We start from the raw sequence: 20099 nt of genomic DNA on the forward strand, positions 1-20099 counted from the left end.
TCCTGGCGCTGGCCAAGAGCCTGGATTTGGAGGTGGTGGCGGAGGGGGTGGAGACGACGGGGCAGCTGTCGTTCCTGAGGCTGCATGGGTGCGAGGGGTTCCAGGGGTATCTGTTTGGAAGGCCGGGGCCGGCGGAGGCTATCGATGCATTGCTGTATCCCGCTGGTTGACGGTACGTCTGCGGTGTGGCTGGCCTGCGTGGCAAGGGCGTAGGCATGTGGTTTGACAAGCTTGTGGACCGTAACGCCCCCGGCGTCCGTGGCCTGCTGGTGGTGGTGGCCCTGGCATTGATCGGCGCAGTGCTGGTGGTGCAGGGTGCACAGCACTGGCGAGCGGGCGAGCGGGCGACCGAGCGTTCACGCGTGTTGCACCAGACGGCAGATGCCCTGCAAGCCCAGACCACTGGCGGCTCCATGCTCGGGGCGGTATCGCTGATGGGCCTGAGCGAGCCTTTGCTCAAGGACATGGCGCTGGGCCGTTTGCCCCCTGACCACCCCGAGGCACTGTCCCGCCTGGCCGTGGCGCGCGGGCGCTTTCTGGTGCAAGGCGTGTACGTAATGTCTGCCGATGGCACCGTGGTAGCGCACGAGACGCCTGGCGAACGATCCACGGGCCTGAACCTTGCATTCCGCCCGTACTTCCAGCAGGCCATCCAGGGCGCCAACAGTGTGTATGCCGCCATTGGCAGCAATACCCAGGAGCGTGGGCTGTACTACGCAGCGCCACTCTATGAAAGCGACACGCCATCGAGCAACATCATCGGCGTGGTGATGTTCAAGGTGGGTTTTGAGCCGGTGGACCTGCTGCTCAAGCGCGCGGGCCTGCCCATGGTGCTGCTATCGCCGCAGGGCGTGGCGTTTGCCGCCACGCGCCCCGAATGGCAGTTCGCGGTAGCGCCGCCGCTCACGCAGGCGCGTATCGATGCCATCCGCGCCACACGCCAGTTCGGCCGGCATTTCGACAATGGCGTGGCTTCGGCGTTGCCCTTTGCGGCCGATACCGGAGATGTCCAGATCAACGGCGTGACTTACGCTGTCGAACGCCGGGCCATTGACTGGCACGACCCGGGGGGCGAGTGGCAGCTGGTGGCGCTGGACGATATCAGCGCCTTGATGTCGTCGACGCAGCGCGCGCGCATTGGGGTGGTGGCCTTTGTGCTGCTGTGCCTGCTGGGCCTGCTGCTTCTGGACTTGCTGCGCAGCCGTGCCCGGGTGGCCAGTGCGCTGGAGCGGTTCAGGGTGCTGGGTACGGCGCTGGAGAGCAGCCCGGTGTCCGTGGTCATCACCGATGGCGACGGCCGCATCGACTGGGTCAACCCCCAGTACGAGCGCAACACGGGATATTCGCTGGACGAGGTGCGCGGCAAAAAGCCATCGCTGGTGGCCAGCGGACAAACGCCCGCACAGACCTACCAGCTGATGTGGTCCGCGCTGCTGTCGGGCAAGTCCTGGCAGGGCCAGTTCGTCAATCGGCGCAAGGACGGGAGCATCTACCACGACGAGGCCACGCTATCGCCCGTGTTTGATGGGCGGGGCAAGCGCATCGGCATCGTGGGCCTTCACGAGGACGTGTCCGAACGCATCCAGGCGCAAAAGGAGCTGGAGCGTCGCGAACGCCTGCTCAACGAGCTGCTGGAGCAGCAAACTGCCATCTTCGACAACGCACCGCCCATCGTGATGGTGTGCGACGGACAGTTCCGCCAGTTCAACCCGGCGTTTGTGGATCTCATGGGTGGTACCGCATCACAGCTGCTGGGTCTGGGGGTGTCGGTGCTGTTTGGCGGGACGGGCCATGCCGACCTGTTCACTGCCCGCGTCACGCCGGCACTGGCCTCGGGCCAGGCCTTGCGCGAGACCGCTACCCTGTGCAGGCTGGATGGCAGCCAGTTCGAGGCACGCCTGGCGGGCCGCAGCGTCAAGATGGACGACTTTGGCACCGCCTCGATCTGGGTCATTGAAGATGTCAGCGAGCAGCGGCGTGCCGAGCGCGTGATCCAGCAGGCCCAGGAACGCCTGGAGCTGGCGCAGGAAGCGGGCAAGATCGGGGTGTTCGACCTGAACCTGGTCACCGGCGAGATCCTCTGGTCGGACAAGCTGGCTCAGATGATGGGCCTGCCCCCTGGAACCCAGCCTGATGGGCGCGACTTCTGGCTCAACTGCCTGCACCCGGAAGACCGCGACCAGGCAAGCGCTTATTTCGACAGCTGCCTTGCAGGCACCGAGGACTACCTGCGCGACTCCTGGCGCATCGTGCGCCCCGATGGCGAGGTGCGCTGGTTTCTGGAGGCCGCGCGCATCTTCCGCAACGCCCAGGGCCAGCCGGTGCGGGTGGTGGGCGTCAATGTGGACATCCACGACCAGAAGCTCCTGGAGGAGCAGGTGGCCGGGCAGCTCGATTTCCAGCAGGCGTTGATCGACGCCATCCCAGTGCCCCTTTTCTACAAGGGCGCGGACGGGCGCTACATCGGCGTGAACCGCGCTTATGAGCACGCCTTTGGCGTTTCGCGCGAGGCGCTCATCGGCAAGACGGTGATGGATCTGGACTATCTGCCGCAGGAGACCCGCACGCGCTTCGAGCAGGACGCGATACAGGCCATGGAGGGCGAGCGCAAGGTGCACCGCGAGGTCGATTTGCCTTATGCCGACGGCGAGCTGCACCATACGCTGTTCTGGCTGCATGGCTTTGCGCGCCCCGATGGCACACCCGGCGGCACCATTGGTACGTTCGTGGACATCACCGACCGCCAGCGTGCTGAACAGGAGCTGCGCCGTGCCAAGGAGTTGGCCGAGGAGTCCACCGCGCTCAAGTCCAACTTCCTGGCCAACATGAGCCACGAGATCCGCACGCCCATGAACGCGATCATCGGCATGTCGCACCTGGCACTCAAGTCGGGCCTGAGTCCACGCCAGCACGATTACGTGAGCAAGATCCAGCAGGCGGGCCAGCACCTGCTGGGGGTCATCAATGACATCCTGGACTTCTCCAAGATCGAGGCGGGCAAGCTGGTGGTGGAGCGTCAGCCGTTTCTGCTCGACCGCATGCTGGAGAGCGTGTCCGATGTGGTGGGCTACAAGGCCGGTGCCAAGGGCCTGGAGCTGGTCTGCGACGTGGCCAGCGATGTGCCCCCTAACCTCGTGGGAGATGCGCTGCGCCTGGGCCAGATCCTCATCAACTACGCCAACAACGCCATCAAGTTCACCGAATCCGGAGAGATCAGCATTGCCGTGCGCTTGCTGGAGGAGATGGGCAACCAGGTCCGGCTGCGTTTCGAGGTGCGCGACACCGGCATCGGGCTCACGGACGAGCAGATGGGGCGCCTCTTCCAGAGCTTCCAGCAAGCCGACACCTCGACCACGCGCCGTTATGGTGGCACTGGCCTGGGGCTGGCGATCTGCAAGAGCCTGGCAGAGCTGATGGGCGGAGAGGTGGGCGTGGAGAGCCGTTTCGGCAAGGGCTCCACCTTCTGGGTGTCGGTGCCGCTGGAGCGTGGGGCAGCGGCGCGTGTGCTGCTACCTCCGCCCGACCTGCGGGGCACCCGGGTGCTGGTGGTGGACGACAACCATACCGCAGCCACGGTGCTGTCCGACATGCTGCAGGCGATGGGCTTTGTGGTGGAGCAGGCGCATTCGGGCCTGGAGGCGCTGGACCGGCTGCGCGAGTCCATGGCACAGCACCAGCCGTTTGGCCTGTTGCTGCTGGACTGGCACATGCCAGGCATGGACGGCGTGGAGCTGGCGGGCCACATTCGCAGCCTGGGCATGCCCAAGGTGCCGCAGATGCTGATGGTCACGGCCTACGGGCGCGAGGACGTGATGCGGGCCGCGCGTGCGCAGGGCATCGAAACCGTGCTCATCAAGCCCGTGAATGCCTCGCTGCTGTTCGACACCCTGATGCAGCCGCTGGAGGCATCGGGCACGGAGGGGCGCCGTGCGGCCACTCCCGCCCCCGCTGCCGACGAGCTGCCGCTGGACATCCGGGGCGCCAGCGTGCTGCTGGTCGAGGACAACGAACTCAACCAGATGGTGGCCATGGAGCTGCTGCTGGACGCGGGCTTTGCCGTCGACGTGGCCGAGAACGGGCAGATCGCCATCGACCACATCGAGCGCAAGCACTACGACGCCGTGCTGATGGACATGCAGATGCCCATCATGGATGGCGAGACCGCCACACGACTGCTGCGCGGCAACCCGCGCTACGCGCAGTTGCCCATCATCGCCATGACGGCCAACGCCATGGAGGCGGACCGCCAGCGCTGCTTTGCGGCGGGCATGAACGACCATGTTGCCAAGCCCATCGAACCTGCGGCCCTGTGGGCCGCGCTGGCACGCTGGATCCGCCCCCGCCAGGGTCTCGGTGCGGCGGTTGTGCCCGCTCGCAGCAGTGCGGCTCCAGTGGCCACGCCGGTAGCGGCCACCAGTGCAGCGGCCGCAGGGTGGCTGCCGGTGGATGTCCCTGATCTGCCAGGGCTGGACACCCAACTGGGCCTGCAGCGCGCGCTGGGCAAGACAGGGTTGTACGCCGAGATGCTGCGCCGCTTTGTGCAAGGGCAGGCTCCGGTGTTGCCAGAGCTGCAGCGTGCGCTCGCGGTGCACGATGTCGCACTGGCCGAGCGCCTGGCCCACACGCTGCGGTCAGTGGCAGCCAACATTGGCGCACAGGCCGTGTCAGACCGCGCACAGGCGCTGGAGCACGCGCTGCGCTTTCGCCATGGCAACGAGGCCATCGTGCCGCTGCTGGCCGAACTGCGCGCTGCGCTACAGCCGCTGCTGCAGGGGCTGCAGGACTGGGTGCTGCAGGCCGTGCAGGCGGGCACGACGCCTGAGTCAGGTTTGGCGCCCAATGCGAGGGCGCCGGGGGCCGGCATGACGCCCGCCGAGGCAGGGCAGCACTTGCGCCGCCTGCTGGAGCAGGACGATCCTGCAGCCACTGAATTTTTCCAACACAATGGTGTGGTGCTCAAGGCGGCGCTGGGCAGCGCCTTCCAGGTCGTTGAAAAGCACACCCTGAATTTCGATTTCGAGCAGGCGCTGGAAGCCCTGGCTGCGGTGCCAGGCTCTGAATCTCCGGCCCTCGAAACCCCCTGAACGGCATTCACGCAGGACATTTGCATGGACAACGCGCCTTTTGCCTCCAGCCCGGCGACCTTGGTTGACAAGCCGATTGCCACCGTGCTCGTGGTGGACGACACGCCCGAGAACCTCACGCTCATGGGCAGTCTGCTGCGCGAGCACTATGTGGTGAAGGTGGCCAACCATGGGGAGAAGGCCCTCAAAATTGCCCAGTCGGCCACGCCGCCCGATCTGATCCTGCTGGACATCATGATGCCCGAGGTGGATGGCTACGAGGTCTGTCGTCGCCTCAAGGAGGCGCCTGCCACCCGCGACATCCCGGTGATCTTCCTGACGGCGCGTTCCGACACCGACGACGAGCGCATGGGACTGGCCCTGGGTGCTGTGGACTACATCACCAAACCCATCAGTCCGCCGATACTGCTCGCGCGCGTTAACACGCACCTAGCGCTCAAGGCCACGGCCGATTTTCTGCGCGACAAAAGCGCCTACCTGGAACGGGAGGTCGCCATGCGCACGCTGGAGGTGCAGGCCATCCAGGACGTGACCATCATGGCCATGACCTCCCTGGCCGAAACGCGCGACAACGAGACCGGCAACCACATCCGCCGCACCCAGTTGTATGTGAAGACCCTTGCCGAGCGCCTGCGCCACCACCCGCGTTTTGAGCATGTGCTGAACGACCGCATGATTGAGCTGCTGTACAAGTCGGCCCCGTTGCACGACATCGGCAAGATCGGCATCCCCGACAGCATTCTGCTCAAGCCCGGCAAGCTCACGGTGGAGGAGTTCGAGGTGATGAAGACCCACACCACGCTGGGCCGCAATGCCATTGACGAGGCCGAGCGGCGCCTGGGCATGCGCGTGGCCTTTTTGAGCGTGTCCAAGGAGATCGCCTACAGCCACCAGGAAAAGTGGGACGGATCTGGCTACCCGCAGGGCCTGGCGGGCGACGCCATCCCGGTGTCGGCGCGCCTGATGGCGGTGGCCGACGTGTATGACGCGCTCATCAGCAAGCGCGTGTACAAGCCTGCGTTTTCGCACGACCAAGCCTGTAACACCATCGTGCGGGGCAAGGGCACACACTTTGACCCCGACATGGTGGACGCGTTTGTGGACATTGCAGAAGACTTCCGCAGCATCGCGCAGAAGTATCCCGACCCGGTGTAGGGAGGCATCCCCCTGAGTCGCTTCGCGCCTTCCCCCTTCTCTCGAATTGCTGCGCAATTCGGGAAGGGGGACGCAGCCAGTGCGGCGGGGCGGCCCTTGCACGGCTGCGCTGGTAACGAGCGCGCCTACTGCGCGGTCCTGCTACCAGATATTTTCAGCGGTCATCGTGTGCCGGCTTGACGGTGAGGCACGGTAGTTGAGATGTTCAGAACGGCGCGTCTTCACCCTTGGCTGAGTCGGCCTGGGGCGCCGCCGATTCGGCTGCGTCCGCAGCGCCTTCTGTCTCTGGAATGTTGTTGGCTTCGGGCGTGTCGGGAGTCGCCGCCTGGCGCACAGCAGCCTTGTCGCCAGCACTCGCAAACTTGCTGTACTTGCCCAGGATGGGCACCAGCTGGCCGTAGATGCGGGGGTTGCCTGCCAGGCATTCCCGCTGCTCCAGAAATTCAGCCTCGCCCGTGAAGTTGCCCACCAGGCCGCCGGCCTCGGTCACCAGCAGCGAGCCCGCTGCCACGTCCCAGATCGACAGGCCCGTTTCAAAGAAGCCGTCGGTGAAGCCCGCAGCCACGTAGGCCAGGTCCAGTGCAGCGGCGCCGGGGCGGCGCAGGCCGGCGGTGCGCTGCATCACGTCGGCCATCATGTTCAGGTAGCTCTTGAAGTTGTCGCCCGGGCGGAAGGGGAAGCCGGTGGAGATCAGGCAGTCCTTGAGCTGGGTGCGCTTGGAGACGCGGATGCGGCGCTCGTTCAGGTAGGCGCCGCGGCCCTTGGTGGCGGTGAACAGGTCGTTGCGGGTGGGGTCGTACACGACGGCCTGCTCGACCTTGCCCTTGACGGCCAGCGCGATGCTCACGCAGTACACAGGGAAGCCGTGGATGAAGTTGGTGGTGCCGTCCAGCGGGTCGATGATCCAGACAAATTCTGAATCCTTGGCGCCGTATTCCTTGCCCGACTCTTCAGCCAGGATGCCGTGGCCGGGGTAGGCCGTCAGCAGCGTCTCGATGATGATCTTTTCGGAGGCGTGATCCACCTCGGTCACAAAGTCGTTGAYCTGCTTTTGCGAGATSCGCACSGMYTCSACGTCSAGGGCSGCGCGGTTGATGATGGCGCCGGCGGCGCGTGCGGCCTTGAYGGCCACRTTGAGCATGGGRTGCAGATTGGACGACATAAATTGTGGTGGTTGGCAGCGCGCGGCCAAGATGGCGCGGGCGTCTGCGTACAGGATGAGCGGGGAGGTCCGACCCGTCCCGGCGATGCGGGCGGCGACAATAGAGGGCGGGATTTTACCCGCAGTGCCCTTTTTTGCCTAACCGGCCGCTTTCCCCCCCTCGCTCCGCCTGTCCATGAAGACCCGTTTTGTCCTGATCAACACCAGCCACGCCGGCAATGTGGGCGCCGCCGCCCGTGCCATGAAAACCATGGGGTTTGACGACCTGGTGCTGGTCGCTCCCCGCTGGGCTAACGTGCTCAGGCGCGAGGAAACCATCCAGCGCGCCAGCGGCGCCCTCGAYGTGCTGAACAACGCACGCATCGTCGCCACGCTGGACGAGGCGCTTGACGGTATCAGCCACCTGTGCGCCACGGCCATGACGCCACGCGATTTTGGCCCCCCCACAGCAGCGCCGCGTGCGCACTTTGAAGCGCTATTAAAAAGTGAGCTACTCAGGCATGAAGTACTAGYGCTGGAGGTCAAAAACCCTCAAAACGCAGGCGACGACACCGCTGCAGACCCGAGTGCGGCCCCGCAGGCCGGTGTGGCCTTTCTCTTTGGCTCGGAGCGGTTTGGCATGACCAACGAGGATGTGTACCGCTGCCACGTGGCGCTGTCGATTCCCACCAACCCCGGCTTCGGCTCGCTCAACCTGGGGGCGGCCATCCAGGTGATCGCCTACGAGTGGCGCCAGGCGCTGGGCGGCTTTGCGGTGCAGGACGCCACCCCGCCGCGTGCTTTGGCCGACGCTGCCCAGGTGGCGGGCATGCTTGGCCATTGGGAGCAGGCGCTCACATCCATCGGTTTCCTGGACCCGGCCGCGCCCAAGAAGCTCATGCCCCGCCTTAACCAGCTTTTCAACCGCGCGCAGCTCAGCCCCGAGGAAATCCACATCTTGAGAGGTGTCGCCAAAGCCATGATCGAGACGGCGCAGGCGAAACGATAGACTGTGCAGCCCATTTACAAATAACCATAACAACCAATGCTCGCCCGCTTGCGCTCCGATATCCAGTGCATCCTCGACCGCGATCCTGCCGCGCGCAGCACGTGGGAGGTGATCACCTGTTATCCGGGCCTGCACGCGATCTGGCTGCACCGCCCCGCGCACTGGTGCTGGCACCACGGCCTGAAGTGGCTGGGGCGCTTCATCTCGCATTTTGCGCGCTGGTTCACCGGCATCGAGATCCACCCSGSSGCCAAGATCGGCGAGCGSGTGTTCTTCGACCACGCMATGGGCGTGGTGGTGGGCGAAACCGCCGAGATCGGCGATGGCTGCACCATCTAYCAGGGCGTGACSCTGGGCGGYACCTCGCTCTACAAGGGCACCAAGCGCCACCCCACGCTGGGCAAAGATGTGGTGGTGAGTGCAGGCGCCAAGGTGCTGGGCGGCTTTGAAGTGGGCGACGGCGCCAAGATCGGCAGCAATGCCGTGGTCATCAAACCCGTGCCCGCTGGCGCCACGGCCGTGGGCATCCCGGCACGCATCATCCCGTCCAAGGAAGGCCAGAGCGCCGACGTGACCGAACCCCAGCCATCGCGCAAATTCACCGCCTACGGCATCACGCAGGAGGACGATCCGCTCTCGCAGGCCATGCGTGGGCTGATCGACAACGCCTCGTCACAAGAGCACCAGATCGCGCTCTTGTGGCAGGCGATCGAAAAGCTCTCTGCCGCCAACCTGCAGGCCAAGGACTGCGTGCCCTGTGACGCGGCGATCAAGGAGCAGTTCGAGGCGGGCAAGCTCAACGAGCTGGTGGGCAAGTAGGCTTCCTGCCGTTGCGTGGGGGCACTGCGGGCTCAGTGCTTGCCAGGCTTGCTGCTCTTCTTTTCGTAGAAAGCCGCGATGGGCGGATCAAACTTTGCGTGGTCCAGTTGCCACAGCCCCAGCGGTCCGTGCATCAGCGGAATGCGGTGTTCGCTGCCATCGGGCCATTGCTCCCAATAGTCCCGCATGCGCGGAAACTTCAGTGGCGGCAGGCCGTGCGTGGTGTCGATGGGCTCCAGCCGATAGGTGCCCGACAGGCGGTATGCGTGGTCTTCTGACACTGAGCCTGCCAGCATTTGGTCTACCCGCTTGAGCACGGGCAGGGCAGCCCCGGCCGATACGGTGCCCAGCATCAAGGCCAGCGCCATCGATTCGCGCGAGGGGATGCGCCCTGCAGCGAAGAACCGGTAGCACAGTGCCACCACCGTTGCGATGCCCACCGACGCCACCAGCCAGGTCAGGGGCGAGCGCAGGATGCTGAAGAGCTGCGCATCCGTCAGCTCGTAGCCGGAGAACACAAAGCTGTCGAGCAGCGCAAACAGCATCAGGCCCAGGAACAGCACCGTCGCGCCCAGGCTGCGAGGGTTCTTCTCCAGTGCGAAATCGTGTGTGTTCTCTTCGTCCAGCGGATAGTCGGGAAACGCCGAGCGGAAGATGTCGCACAAGGCCTCGCGCGACGGCCCGGCGCTCCAGCCGGTATCGGCGGTGAACAGCACCTGGCCTTTGGGGGTGTCCAGCCGAGCCCAGTGGATGTTGCCCGTCTTGATGGATTGGTTGCCCAGCCACTCGACCTTCAGCCCCGATTTGGGCACCAACGACTCGAAAGCCTTGCCCGTCTTGGCCCAATGCCCCCGGATGCGGAATGCTTCTCCATCGTCGATCAGCACGCCCTTGGCTTCGAAAGCCATAAGCCGCATCCAGCGTCCAAAAAATGCGGGGCGGGCCAGGTTGATGCGCCAGTAGTGCCGACCCTTGAGGTCTTTTACCAGCGCATCCTGGCGCTGTTTCATGGCGCGTATGCGCACATACATCCACAAGGGCAGGGCGACTACCAGCAGATGGGGGAGGGCGAAGGCAAGGTACTTCATCGTCTGTGTGATGGGCGATGGGGAGCTTCCGCCCGTGGGCCAGCGCTGGCCCGCAGGCGGTTCAGGCGGTCTTGGCCCGGACAGCGTTCTTGGGCCGGAACGCCTTGCAGACCTCATCCCGCGTTTCCAGGTACGGCCCACCGATCAGGTCCACACAGTAAGGCACGGCGGCGAAGATGCCCGGCACGATCTGCTGGCCGTTGGCGTCTTTCAGCCCCTCCAGCGTCTCGGCAATCGCCTTCGGCTGACCAGGCAGATTAATGATCAGGCTCTGGTCTCGGATCACAGCGACCTGGCGCGAGAGGATGGCGGTGGGCACGAACTTCAGGCTGATCTGGCGCATCTGCTCGCCAAAGCCCGGCATCTCCTTGTGCGCCACGGCCAGCGTGGCCTCGGGCGTTACGTCGCGCAGCGCAGGGCCGGTGCCGCCAGTCGTCAACACTAGGCTGCAGCCCGCGTTGACCAGTTCGATCAGCGTGGCGCTGATGCCGGCCTGCTCGTCGGGGATCAGGCGCGACTCGAAGGTGATGGGGTTGTGCAGCGCACGCGTCAGCCAGTCTTGCAGCGCGGGCAGGCCCTTGTCTTCATAGACACCGGTGCTGGCGCGGTCGCTGATCGAGACGATGCCGATCTTGACGGCGTCGTGGACGGCTTCACTCATCGTCGTTGTCCTCGTCGGTGTCGCTGGCATCTGCCGTGCCCGTGCCGCCCAGGTGCTCGCGCACCAGTTGGAACAGCTCGCGGTATGCACGGCCCTTGCGGGGCGCCAGGCCTTGCGAGACCTGGACGTTGGCCTCTTTGCCCGCAGGCTGCGCATCCTTGCGGGCCTGGCGGATCAGCGCGCGCAGCTGCTGGGTGTCGGTGTCGGGATGCTCGGCCATCCAGGGGGCCAGTGCATCGTCGTCGGCAATCAGGCGGTCGCGCCATTGCTCGGCCAGATGCAGTTGCAGCTTTTCGGTGGCAGAGCCTTTGTGCTGCTCTTCCAGCGCCTGGCGGGCGGCCTGCACCAGCTCGGGTTCGAGCTTGCGCATGAGCTTGCCCACATACTGCATCTGGCGTCGCTTGCCTTCAAAGTTGGTGATGCGCTTGGCCTCGGCCAGCGCCTCCACCAGTTTGTCGGGCAGGCCCACGGCGTCGAATAGGTCGGCGCGCAGGTTCAAAAGCTCCTTGCCCAGGTCCTGCAGTTCGTCGCTCTCGCGCTTGAGATCGGTGCGGCTGGCATCTGGCGTGCCTTTGAGTTCGGCCTTGAGCTGAATGTCCAGTTCGCTGCCTTCGGCAACAAACTGGCCTCGCACAAAGTAGCCTTTTTTGGGTTTGCGTGACATGGGGTGGGGGCAAAGAGAGGCGGGCGCAGGGTGCGCCGCAGTGGCAAGTATCATAGCTGCCGCTATGAACAAACCCTCCAACCGCGCCCCGCGCACCCCCGGCGCGCTGGCTGCTGTGCCCGCAGCTGCCACCTCCCGCACCCCTGACAGCGGCTTCAGCTACAGCCGCCCGTTTTTTGAAGACCTGGTGGACCGCGCCCTGGCCCATGCCAAAAAGCTCGGTGCGACCGACGCGGGCGCCGAGGCGTCAGAGGGCTGTGGCCTGTCGGTCAGCGTGCGCAAGGGCGAGCTGGAGAATGTGGAGCGCAACCGCGACAAGTCGCTGGGCGTGACGGTCTACATCGGCCACCGCCGAGGCAACGCCAGCACGTCGGACTTTTCTACCAAGGCCATCGAGCAGACCGTGCAAGCGGCCTACGACATCGCCCGCTTCACGGCCGAAGACCCCGTGGCTGGCCTGCCCGATGCCGACGATATCGCGCCCCAGGAGACGCACCGCGACCTGCAACTCTTCCACCCCTGGGCCATCACCAGCGAAGAAGCCGCAGAGATGGCCAAGGCCTGCGAGGCCGCGGCTTTCAAGACGCATCGCCGCATCACCAACAGCGAAGGTGCTGGCGTGTCGGCCCAGCAAAGCCATTTCTTCAGCGCTCACACACGCGGCTTTCGCGGGGGCTATGCCAGCTCGCGCCACAGTTTCTCGGTGGCTCCCATCGCCTCGTTGCCCGGCAAGAACGCCGAAATGCAGCGCGACGCCTGGTACAGCTCGATGCGCAACGCAGCCGATCTGGCCTCGCCCGAGGCCGTGGGCCGCTACGCCGCGCAGCGTGCGCTGAGCCGCCTGGGCAGCCGCAAGATCCCTACCACGCAATGCCCCGTGCTGTTTGAGTCGACCCTGGCCGCTGGCCTGCTGGGCGGTTTTGTGCAGGCCATCAGTGGCGGCTCGCTGTACCGCAAGAGCAGCTTCTTGCTCGACTCGCTGGGCAAGATGGTCTTTCCCAAGCACATCGACATCCTGGAAGACCCCTTCATCCTGGGTGGCAAGGGCAGCTCGCCGTTTGACGAAGAAGGCGTGCGCGTGGCACCGCGCAAGGTGGTGCAGGGTGGTCGCGTGCAGGGCTACTTCCTGTCGAGCTACTCGGCCCGCAAGCTGGGCATGAAGACCACGGGCAACGCCGGAGGTTCGCACAACCTGGTGATGACATCGCGCCTCACGCAAGCCAGCGACAGCCTGGACGCCATGCTGCAAAAGCTGGGCACGGGCCTGTTTGTGGTGGAGCTGATGGGCCAGGGCGTGAACTACGTCACGGGCGACTATTCGCGCGGCGCGAGCGGCTTCTGGGTCGAGAACGGCAAGATCGCCTACCCAGTGCACGAGATCACCATTGCAGGCAACCTCAAGGACATGCTCAAGGGCATCGAGGCCGTGGGTGCCGATGCCTACAACTATGGTGCCAAGACGGTGGGTTCGATCCTGGTCAACCGCATGAAGGTGGCGGGCAGCTGATCTTCGTGCCCGCAGCAGGCGGATACCGCCAGTTGCTGTTGTGATGAGGGTTTTCTGCAACTCTCCCGCCCCAGGCCCTCGTGACTGCGAGGGCCTTTTTTCATGGAGGGTTTCGTCAGGTGGCACTGCGGGGCTTGGCCGCCCAGGTGTCTTTCTTCCCGCGCATGCCCACGGGCAGCGCGAGCCCGACGCGGTGCCGGGACATCGCATCCCGGGGCTCAAGATGGGCCAGCATCAGAGAAGCTGCGTCGGCATAGGGAACGATCATCTGCGGCACCTTCGATGCGAACAGCAGCAGCATCAATGGGCTGGGTAGCCTGCCCGCAAAGGCTGGCACGGAGACCGGCAGCTGGTCCGCGGCGATGCGCAGCCGGGCGATCCCCAGCGCGGGTTGGTCGACCATCGGTCCCGGGCACAGCAGGCGCCAATCGAGGGACGAGGTGTTCAGGCGCTCAAAGTTCTTCTTGTGCGGCCAATAGGTGTCGCGCACCTTGGGCAGTTCAACACCCCAGCGGCCTGTCTGGCCGATGTCGAGCACCGCAGCGCCCCCTAGAAACCAGCAGGTTGGCCGCTCTGCGGGTGCCAGGGACTCCACGCTGGAAACAATGCGGTCCACGAGGTCGACAAAGACGCGACCTTCGGTGACCAGCCCCGCACAGTTGATCAACGCCTCGTGGCCCCGGATGATGTCTGCCAAGGCGCTGATTGCCACGGACCCCAGGTCCACCTGGTGCACCGTGATGCGTGATCGCAGGTCCTGGGGCAGCCGGGCAGGGTTGCGCACTAGCACTGACACCTGGTGGCCTGCCGCAACAGCTTGCTGCAGTACGTGGCGGCCGAGGGAGCCCGTGGCTCCCAGGATGAGAAGACGCTTCATGATGATTCGCGAGAGGATTGAGGAAAGGTCTGCCGATGGCCGGGTGGTCATCGACGGGCGATGCCGCGATGATTCCATGCCATCGTCTCTGCAGCGCTAACGGCGGGTGAGGCCCATCGCGAAGACGGTGACTTTGTTCACAGTGCTTGTCTTTGCCTGCGGGTTCTCGCGGGTCTTGCCTGCCGCCGTACAGGTGGTGCAGGAACGCCGACGGACAGGCGATATGCTGTGCCCACCATGCCTGTCGTGCCCCCGAAGCCCCCAGCCAACGGCCATACCGCTGACCCCATTGCGCCGCAAGACCCGGCCCTGTTGCGCCGTCTGCTGCGCGCCAAGGACCGCATGGACGCTGCGTCGCACGAAGCCTGGCCGGTGCAGCGGCTGGCCGAGGTCAGCGGCGTCTCTGAGGCGCATTTCGCACGATCCTTCCGGCAGGCGTTTGGCATCCCGCCCCACCGCTACCTGCTGACCCGCCGCATCGAACAGGCCACCACGCTGCTGCGCGACACGGACTTGCCCATCACCGAGATTGCGTTTGCCACCGGCTGGGAGAGCCTGGGCACCTTCGGCCGCACCTTTCGCGACATCACGGGGCAGAGCCCCAGTGCGGTGCGCCTTCAGGCCCAGGCCCAGGCCCGTTTGGAGCCACTGGACAAGGTGCCGGCCTGCGTATTGAAAGCCGCACAACGCCCTGACCTCACCACCGCAGTTTCGGAGAAGCGCCGCCGCCTGGCGGAAGGTACAAACCCGTCATCAACAACCAAGGAGATCTGATGACGAAGAACCAAGGCATTGGTGTGGTGGGCGTGTATGTGGACGATCAGGACGAAGCGCTCGCGTTCTATGTGGGCAAGCTCGGGTTTCAGGTGCACACGGATGTGCGCAATGGCCCCTACCGCTGGCTGACGGTGCAGCACCCCGAKCAGCCGGGCTTCCAGCTCGGCCTGTTCAGGCCTGGCCCACCGATCCATGATGAAGCCACAGCGCAAACTTTGCGCGCGATGGTGGCCAAAGGAGCCATGCCTGCGCTGGTGCTCCATGTAGCGGACTGCCGCGCCGACTATGCCCGGCTGCGCGACCTGGGTGTGGAGTTCACACAGGAGCCCGTGGACCGGTACGGCAACGTGGACGCGGGCTTTCGGGACCCGGCGGGCAACGGCTGGAAGATGATCCAGCTCGCTGCTGGAGGTGTGCAATGAGCGCCGGTGCGGGAATTCGGCGGTTCCATCGCTGGGTGTCGATGGCGTTCACGTTGGCCGTCATCGCCAATTTTGTGGCTCGCGCCCAGGGTGCAGGCAACCCGCCGGACTGGGTCACGTACGCGCCCCTGCCGCCGCTGGCACTGCTGCTGTTGACGGGGTTGTACCTGTTCGTGCAACCCTACCTGCAGCGGCTTGCTGTCCGGTCTTCTGTTAGGCCTGCCCCGGGCGCCCAGGGCTTGCCGCCCGCGTGACGGCGCGCGGTGTGTCCCGCCATCACTCTGCGAAATCTGCAAAGTCCGCCAGCAACTCCAGCACGCCCTCCACGGCGGGCGAGGGCGGTGGCTGGTGGCGGTGCGCCACGGCCATGGGGCGCATGAGCGGCGGTTGCAGCGGGCGGATCTGGACATCGGGCGTGCCCTGCAGGTCCTCCACCTCCTCCATCGGTAGCAGTGCGGCGCATTGGCTGGCCACGGCCAGGCTTTTGAGGGCGCCAGGGTAGCTCAGCGCCAGAAACGGGCGCGGATGGTGCCCCGCCTGACCAAACCAGTTGGCAATCAATCCGTGCATCTGCGTGGCGGGCGCAAACGATGCCCAGCGTCGGCTGGCCAGCCAGTCGGGGCCGACGTGGTCTGGCGCGTCCCACGCGGCGGGCAGCAGGGCCACCATGGGGTCGTTGCGCCAGGGGGTCTGGCGCACCTCTGCCAGCGGCGGCTGGGGGCTGGCGACGATGGCAATGTCCAGCGTACCGGCCTTGAGCCGCTGCATCGACTCGGCCGAGCCCACGGCCTCCAGGCGGATTTCAACCCCGGGGCTGTGTGCCGCCAGCGCCTCCAGCATGCGTGGCAGCAGCCGGGTGCTGACACCCGCCGACACTCCCACCCGCACCATGCCTTCGCGGCCCGATGCGTGGCGCCGCACGCGTTCCACCAGGTCATCGCTGGCCAGCAACAGCTGGCGGCCTTCGCGCACCAGCACCTCGCCAGCAGGGGTGAGGTCGGCCTGCCGCCGCCCGCGCACCACCAGCTCGGCGCCCAGGCGCGATTCCAGTTCCTTGATGTGCATGCTCACCGTAGGCGGCGCGAGGTGCAACGCCTGCGCTGCGGCCGCAAAGGTGCCCAGGTCGGTGATGGCAATCAAGGTCTGCAACTGGTCGAGATTGAGGTTACGCATCAGCTTTTGTGAAGTGAGTCGTCATTGAATTCAACTTTACAGATGGTAAGCCCGGCGAGAGCATTGCGGGGCCATGAAACACCTGCATCCCCACACCACTTCCCCCAGAGCCGTCTCTGCTTCAAACCTTGTGGGCCGCCACCGACCTGTGCGAACCGTTGCCATAGTCGTGTTTCTGCATGCGCTGCGTTGGGCCGTGGCGGGCGCGCGCAACGCCAGGGATCGGTGGGTTGCCGCTGCGGCGCGCGCCGAGCGGCGCGTCACCGAGCAGTTCAGGGTGCCCCCAGGTGGTGGGTGAGAGCCATATTTGAGTGAAATTGGCGTGTAGCGCAGGTAATTCATGCGCTGGTAGCTATCATTTCAGGAGTGAAGGCTGGTTGCTGGTCAGCCGGCAGTCGCCTTCGCCGCCGTGCCCTTCGCAGAGTCATGGACATAACGGGGCGTTCGGCGTGTGTGGGGCCTGAGGGCGCTTACTTGCGCTGGTTGAAATGGCTCTCGACTTCGGCGGTATGGCCGGCATAGCTCTTGGAGATGGGCCAGGTGCTGCACAGGCTGGTGCGCAGCCGTTGGCCTGATTGGAAGGCGAACACCATGTGCTCGGACCCCTTGGCGAACCGCACGCCGCAACTTCCCTGGTCGCCCCGAGTGTGCACCGTGATGGCCGTGGCCTGATCGCCTTTGTAGATGGTCGTGGGCCTGAAAAGGGCTCGGTACTCGTTTTTATTCGCAGGGTCGACGATCTCTTCTGTCACAACCCCTTTGAACACGACCGTGGCCTGTGGAGCATTTGCTTGCGCAGAGGCGAGCTTGCAGCTGCATGCATAGGTATTGCTGGCCAGCCAGGCCATGGCGGCGGTGCAGAAGATGGTGGTGACGGGCTTCATATAGGGCCTTGCTCAGAGGGTGGAGTGGGGCAGTTATCGATTCGGCAGTACCGGTGCTGCAGCCGTGCTGCAGCCGTGCTGGGGCAGTTCAATCCTGGTGACGGGCGCTCGTTGCCAACAGTGGTGCGTTCCTGACGCCGTGCACCGATCAGGCGGCAGCAACGTGCTCCGCGATGGCTTGTCCCACTTGCGTTGTACTGGCGCTTCCTCCCAGGTCCGGCGTGCGCGGCCCGCTCTTGATCACCTCTTCGATGGCCGCCACGATGGCATCGTGTGCCAACCTGCCCGCRCCCTGGCCSTGSGTGAGGAAGTCCAGCATCAGCGCGCCCGACCAGATCATSGCRATCGGGTTSGCGATGTTYTGGCCRTAGATGTCGGGCGCSGAGCCGTGCACSGGCTCGAACAGSSWKGGRAACKTGCGCTCSGGGTTSAGGTTGGCCGAGGGCGCSAGGCCGATGGTGCCGGTGGTGGCMGGGCCCAGGTCGCTGAGGATGTCGCCAAACAGGTTGGTGGCGGCCACCACGTCAAAGCGCCCAGGCTGCAGCACAAAGCGGGCGGTGAGGATGTCGATGTGCTGCTTGTCCAGCGTGACCTCGGGGTAGGCCTGGGCCACGTCGTCGGCACGCTGGTCCCACCAGGGCATGCTGATGGCGATGCCGTTGCTTTTGGTAGCCAGGGTGACGTGCTTTTTGGGGCGGCTTTGCGCCAGGTCGAACGCGAACTTCAGCAGGCGGTGGGCGCCGTGGCGGGAGTAGACGGATTCCTGGATCACGATCTCGCGGTCGGTGCCCTCGTACATSATGCCGCCGAGCGACGTGTACTCCCCCTCGGTGTTCTCGCGCACCACGCAGTAGTCTATGTCGCCGGGCTTGCGGCCCGCCAGGGGGCAGGGTACACCTTCGAACAGGCGCACGGGGCGCAGGTTGATGTACTGGTCGAACTCGCGGCGGAACTTGAGCAGCGAACCCCACAGCGACACATGGTCCGGCACGGTGGCGGGCCAGCCCACGGCGCCGAAGAAGATCGCGTCCATGCCCGACAGCTGCGCCTTCCAGTCGTCGGGCATCATTTTTCCGTGGGCGGCGTAGTAGTCGCAGCTGGCCCAGTTGATGGCAGTGGTTTCGAGCGCAATGCCAAAACGCGCTGCGGCGGCTTGCACCACGCGCAGGCCTTCTGGCAGCACTTCCTTGCCAATGCCGTCTCCGGCGATGAGGGCGATGCGGTAGGTTTTGGGGGCAGTGGAGGGGGTCATCAAGCGGTCCTTGCAATGGCTTCGAGGGTGCGGCTGCAGGGCGCAGCCAGCGGCATGGCCTGCATTGTTCCCAACGCTTCCGATAACTACAATCCGCTAACTGTGGCCTTATCCTTCACACATCGTGCATAAAAATCCTGCAGCGGAAGACCTGCGCGTGTTCACGGCCGTGGTGCGCAAGGCCAGCTTTGGCGGCGCCGCCACCGAGCTGGGCACTTCGCCCGCCTACGTCAGCAAACGCATCCGCCTGCTGGAGCAGGACCTGCAGGTCAAGCTGCTGCACCGCACCACCCGCCGCGTGGCGGTGACGGAGGAGGGCGAGCGCGTCTTCCACTGGGCGCAGCGCATTCTGGACGACATGGAGCAGCTGATGCAGGAGGTAGCGGTGACGCGCAGCGAGCCGCGCGGGCTGCTGCGGGTGAGCAGCAGCTTTGGTTTTGGCCGCCAGATCGTGGCGCCTGCGCTGTCGCGGTTGGTGGAGCAGCACCCGGGGCTGCAGGTGCGGCTGGAGGTGTTCGACCGGCTGGTGGACGTGGCGGGCGAAGGGTTTGACCTGGACGTGCGCGTGGGCGACGAGATTGCGCCGCACCTGATYGCCCGCCGCCTGGCCGACAACCACCGCGTGTTGTGTGCAGCGCCTGCCTACCTGCAGCGCAAGGGCTCGCCGCGCACGGTGGCCGATCTGTCCGCGCACGACTGCCTGGTGATCAAGGAGCGTGACCATCCATTTGGCGTGTGGCGCCTGCGCAGCGGTGCGCAGGAAGAGTCGGTGAAGGTGCGCGGCCCGCTGTCGGCCAACAACGGCGAGATGGCCGTGCAGTGGGCGGTGGACGGACGTGGCGTGGTGCTGCGCTCGTTGTGGGATGTGGGCGCGCACCTGCAGACCGGGCGCCTGGTGCAGGTGCTGCCGCAGTGGCAGCAAGAAGCCAATGTGTGGGCCGTCTACCCCACGCGGCTGGAGCGCTCGGCCAAAGTGCGGGTGTGCGTGGAGTTTTTGCAGGCGCACTTTCGCGCCGGTTGGGCGTCGCGCAGCGCAGAGACCGGTGTGGGCGCAAACGCCTCGGTTTGAAGTGAAAATAGCTGCTAGCGCCCGTCTTACAAGCGCTAGCAGCTATCAAAAAGATACCGGTCGTACCGTGGGCACGACCGCAGGGGCGATCAGCCTGCCAGTGCCGCTTTCACGGCGGCCGACACCTGGCCCATATCGGCCTTGCCCGCCAGGCGGGTCTTGACCACGCCCATGACCTTGCCCATGTCGCCAGGGCCCGATGCGCCGATTTCGGCCACGATGGCCTTCACGGCAGCCAGCGTTTCTTCTGCCGACATGCGCTCGGGCAGGTAGGCCTGCAGCACAGCCATCTCGGCCTTTTCCTTGTCGGCCAGGTCCTGGCGGCCTGCGCCCTCAAAGGCGGTGATCGAGTCCTTGCGCTGCTTGATGAGCTTGTCCACGATGGCCACCACGGCCGCGTCGTCCAGCACGATGCGCTCGTCCACTTCCTTTTGCTTCATCGCGGCCTGCAGCAGGCGGATGGTGCCCAGGCGCTCGCTGTCCTTGGCGCGCATGGCGGTTTTCATGTCTTCGGTGA

At 65.4% G+C, this 20099-nt stretch carries 19 protein-coding genes; 10 read left to right on the forward strand and 9 right to left on the reverse strand.

Annotation, left to right across the window (positions count from 1 at the left end; translation table 11 throughout):
• The 3 genes from AC04MI_RS15955 to AC04MI_RS15965 all read left to right on the forward strand — a co-directional run.
• A partial coding sequence (locus AC04MI_RS15955; RefSeq protein ID WP_476498146.1) for an EAL domain-containing protein occupies nucleotides 1-170 on the forward strand: 170 nt, incomplete at its 5' end.
• A gap of 45 nt (nucleotides 171-215) precedes the next feature.
• Entirely contained in the window at nucleotides 216-5084 is a 4869-nt protein-coding gene (locus AC04MI_RS15960; RefSeq protein WP_436077833.1) for a PAS domain S-box protein, read from the forward strand.
• A gap of 24 nt (nucleotides 5085-5108) precedes the next feature.
• Nucleotides 5109-6239 (forward strand): response regulator, encoded by a 1131-nt coding sequence (locus AC04MI_RS15965; protein WP_056743920.1) that lies wholly within the window; start codon nucleotides 5109-5111, stop codon nucleotides 6237-6239.
• Between the two features lie 205 nt (nucleotides 6240-6444).
• Here AC04MI_RS15965 and AC04MI_RS15970 read toward each other — a convergent pair whose 3' ends face one another.
• Complete coding sequence (locus AC04MI_RS15970; protein ID WP_476498140.1) at nucleotides 6445-7401, reverse strand: inositol monophosphatase family protein; 957 nt, start codon at nucleotides 7399-7401, stop codon at nucleotides 6445-6447.
• Between the two features lie 175 nt (nucleotides 7402-7576).
• On the opposite strand from AC04MI_RS15970, the gene AC04MI_RS15975 reads away from it, so the two are divergent.
• Together AC04MI_RS15975 and cysE are read left to right on the forward strand one after the other, a co-directional pair.
• Entirely contained in the window at nucleotides 7577-8389 is an 813-nt protein-coding gene (locus AC04MI_RS15975; RefSeq protein WP_476498141.1) for an RNA methyltransferase, read from the forward strand.
• A 36-nt stretch (nucleotides 8390-8425) separates the two neighbouring features.
• A complete protein-coding gene (gene cysE, locus AC04MI_RS15980; protein WP_476498142.1) occupies nucleotides 8426-9208 on the forward strand; it encodes a serine O-acetyltransferase in 783 nt (260 codons plus the stop codon).
• A 32-nt stretch (nucleotides 9209-9240) separates the two neighbouring features.
• On the opposite strand, the gene AC04MI_RS15985 is transcribed toward cysE, so the two are convergent.
• The 3 genes from AC04MI_RS15985 to yjgA form a co-directional block, all read right to left on the reverse strand.
• Nucleotides 9241-10296 (reverse strand): hypothetical protein, encoded by a 1056-nt coding sequence (locus AC04MI_RS15985; RefSeq protein ID WP_436077835.1) that lies wholly within the window; start codon nucleotides 10294-10296, stop codon nucleotides 9241-9243.
• 61 nt (nucleotides 10297-10357) lie between these two features.
• Nucleotides 10358-10957: a molybdopterin adenylyltransferase gene (gene mog, locus AC04MI_RS15990; RefSeq protein WP_260668142.1), complete on the reverse strand. Its 600-nt coding sequence runs from the start codon at nucleotides 10955-10957 to the stop codon at nucleotides 10358-10360.
• A complete protein-coding gene (yjgA, locus tag AC04MI_RS15995; protein WP_099730855.1) occupies nucleotides 10950-11621 on the reverse strand; it encodes a ribosome biogenesis factor YjgA in 672 nt (223 codons plus the stop codon). Before yjgA ends, mog begins: the two co-directional genes overlap by 8 nt.
• Before the next feature lie 64 nt (nucleotides 11622-11685).
• On the opposite strand from yjgA, the gene pmbA reads away from it, so the two are divergent.
• Nucleotides 11686-13128, forward strand: a complete 1443-nt coding sequence (pmbA, locus tag AC04MI_RS16000) for a metalloprotease PmbA (protein ID WP_121942327.1) — start codon at nucleotides 11686-11688, stop codon at nucleotides 13126-13128.
• A 115-nt stretch (nucleotides 13129-13243) separates the two neighbouring features.
• On the opposite strand, the gene AC04MI_RS16005 is transcribed toward pmbA, so the two are convergent.
• Nucleotides 13244-14005 carry an NAD(P)-dependent oxidoreductase gene (locus tag AC04MI_RS16005; protein WP_395453430.1) on the reverse strand — a complete coding sequence of 254 codons (762 nt, stop codon included), beginning with the start codon at nucleotides 14003-14005 and terminating at the stop codon, nucleotides 13244-13246.
• A gap of 237 nt (nucleotides 14006-14242) precedes the next feature.
• On the opposite strand from AC04MI_RS16005, the gene AC04MI_RS16010 reads away from it, so the two are divergent.
• The 3 genes from AC04MI_RS16010 to AC04MI_RS16020 are packed head-to-tail and all read left to right on the forward strand — an operon-like array spanning nucleotide 14243 to nucleotide 15458.
• On the forward strand, nucleotides 14243-14779 hold the full coding sequence (locus tag AC04MI_RS16010; protein ID WP_436077836.1) for a helix-turn-helix domain-containing protein: 537 nt from the start codon (nucleotides 14243-14245) through the stop codon (nucleotides 14777-14779).
• Nucleotides 14779-15204, forward strand: a complete 426-nt coding sequence (locus AC04MI_RS16015; RefSeq protein ID WP_476498143.1) for a VOC family protein — start codon at nucleotides 14779-14781, stop codon at nucleotides 15202-15204. The genes AC04MI_RS16010 and AC04MI_RS16015 overlap by 1 nt, the downstream gene beginning before the upstream one ends.
• Nucleotides 15201-15458, forward strand: coding sequence for a hypothetical protein (locus tag AC04MI_RS16020; protein ID WP_146871551.1), 258 nt, complete (start codon nucleotides 15201-15203; stop codon nucleotides 15456-15458). Before AC04MI_RS16015 ends, AC04MI_RS16020 begins: the two co-directional genes overlap by 4 nt.
• Nucleotides 15459-15480: 22 nt before the next feature.
• On the opposite strand, the gene AC04MI_RS16025 is transcribed toward AC04MI_RS16020, so the two are convergent.
• The 3 genes from AC04MI_RS16025 to AC04MI_RS16035 all read right to left on the reverse strand — a co-directional run bounded on the left by AC04MI_RS16025 (nucleotide 15481) and on the right by AC04MI_RS16035 (nucleotide 18513).
• Nucleotides 15481-16377 carry a LysR family transcriptional regulator gene (locus AC04MI_RS16025; RefSeq protein ID WP_436077838.1) on the reverse strand — a complete coding sequence of 299 codons (897 nt, stop codon included), beginning with the start codon at nucleotides 16375-16377 and terminating at the stop codon, nucleotides 15481-15483.
• Between the two features lie 470 nt (nucleotides 16378-16847).
• Nucleotides 16848-17261 (reverse strand): hypothetical protein, encoded by a 414-nt coding sequence (locus AC04MI_RS16030; RefSeq protein WP_436077839.1) that lies wholly within the window; start codon nucleotides 17259-17261, stop codon nucleotides 16848-16850.
• A 148-nt stretch (nucleotides 17262-17409) separates the two neighbouring features.
• Nucleotides 17410-18513, reverse strand: coding sequence for a tartrate dehydrogenase (locus AC04MI_RS16035; protein ID WP_476498144.1), 1104 nt, complete (start codon nucleotides 18511-18513; stop codon nucleotides 17410-17412).
• A 124-nt stretch (nucleotides 18514-18637) separates the two neighbouring features.
• Between AC04MI_RS16035 and AC04MI_RS16040 the strand changes: the two genes are divergently transcribed.
• Entirely contained in the window at nucleotides 18638-19582 is a 945-nt protein-coding gene (locus AC04MI_RS16040; protein WP_436077841.1) for a LysR substrate-binding domain-containing protein, read from the forward strand.
• A gap of 89 nt (nucleotides 19583-19671) precedes the next feature.
• On the opposite strand, the gene AC04MI_RS16045 is transcribed toward AC04MI_RS16040, so the two are convergent.
• The coding region (locus AC04MI_RS16045) for a GatB/YqeY domain-containing protein (RefSeq protein WP_476498145.1) at nucleotides 19672-20099 on the reverse strand (428 nt) is incomplete at its 5' end.

This window comes from Acidovorax sp. LjRoot204 (genome assembly GCF_056175785.1).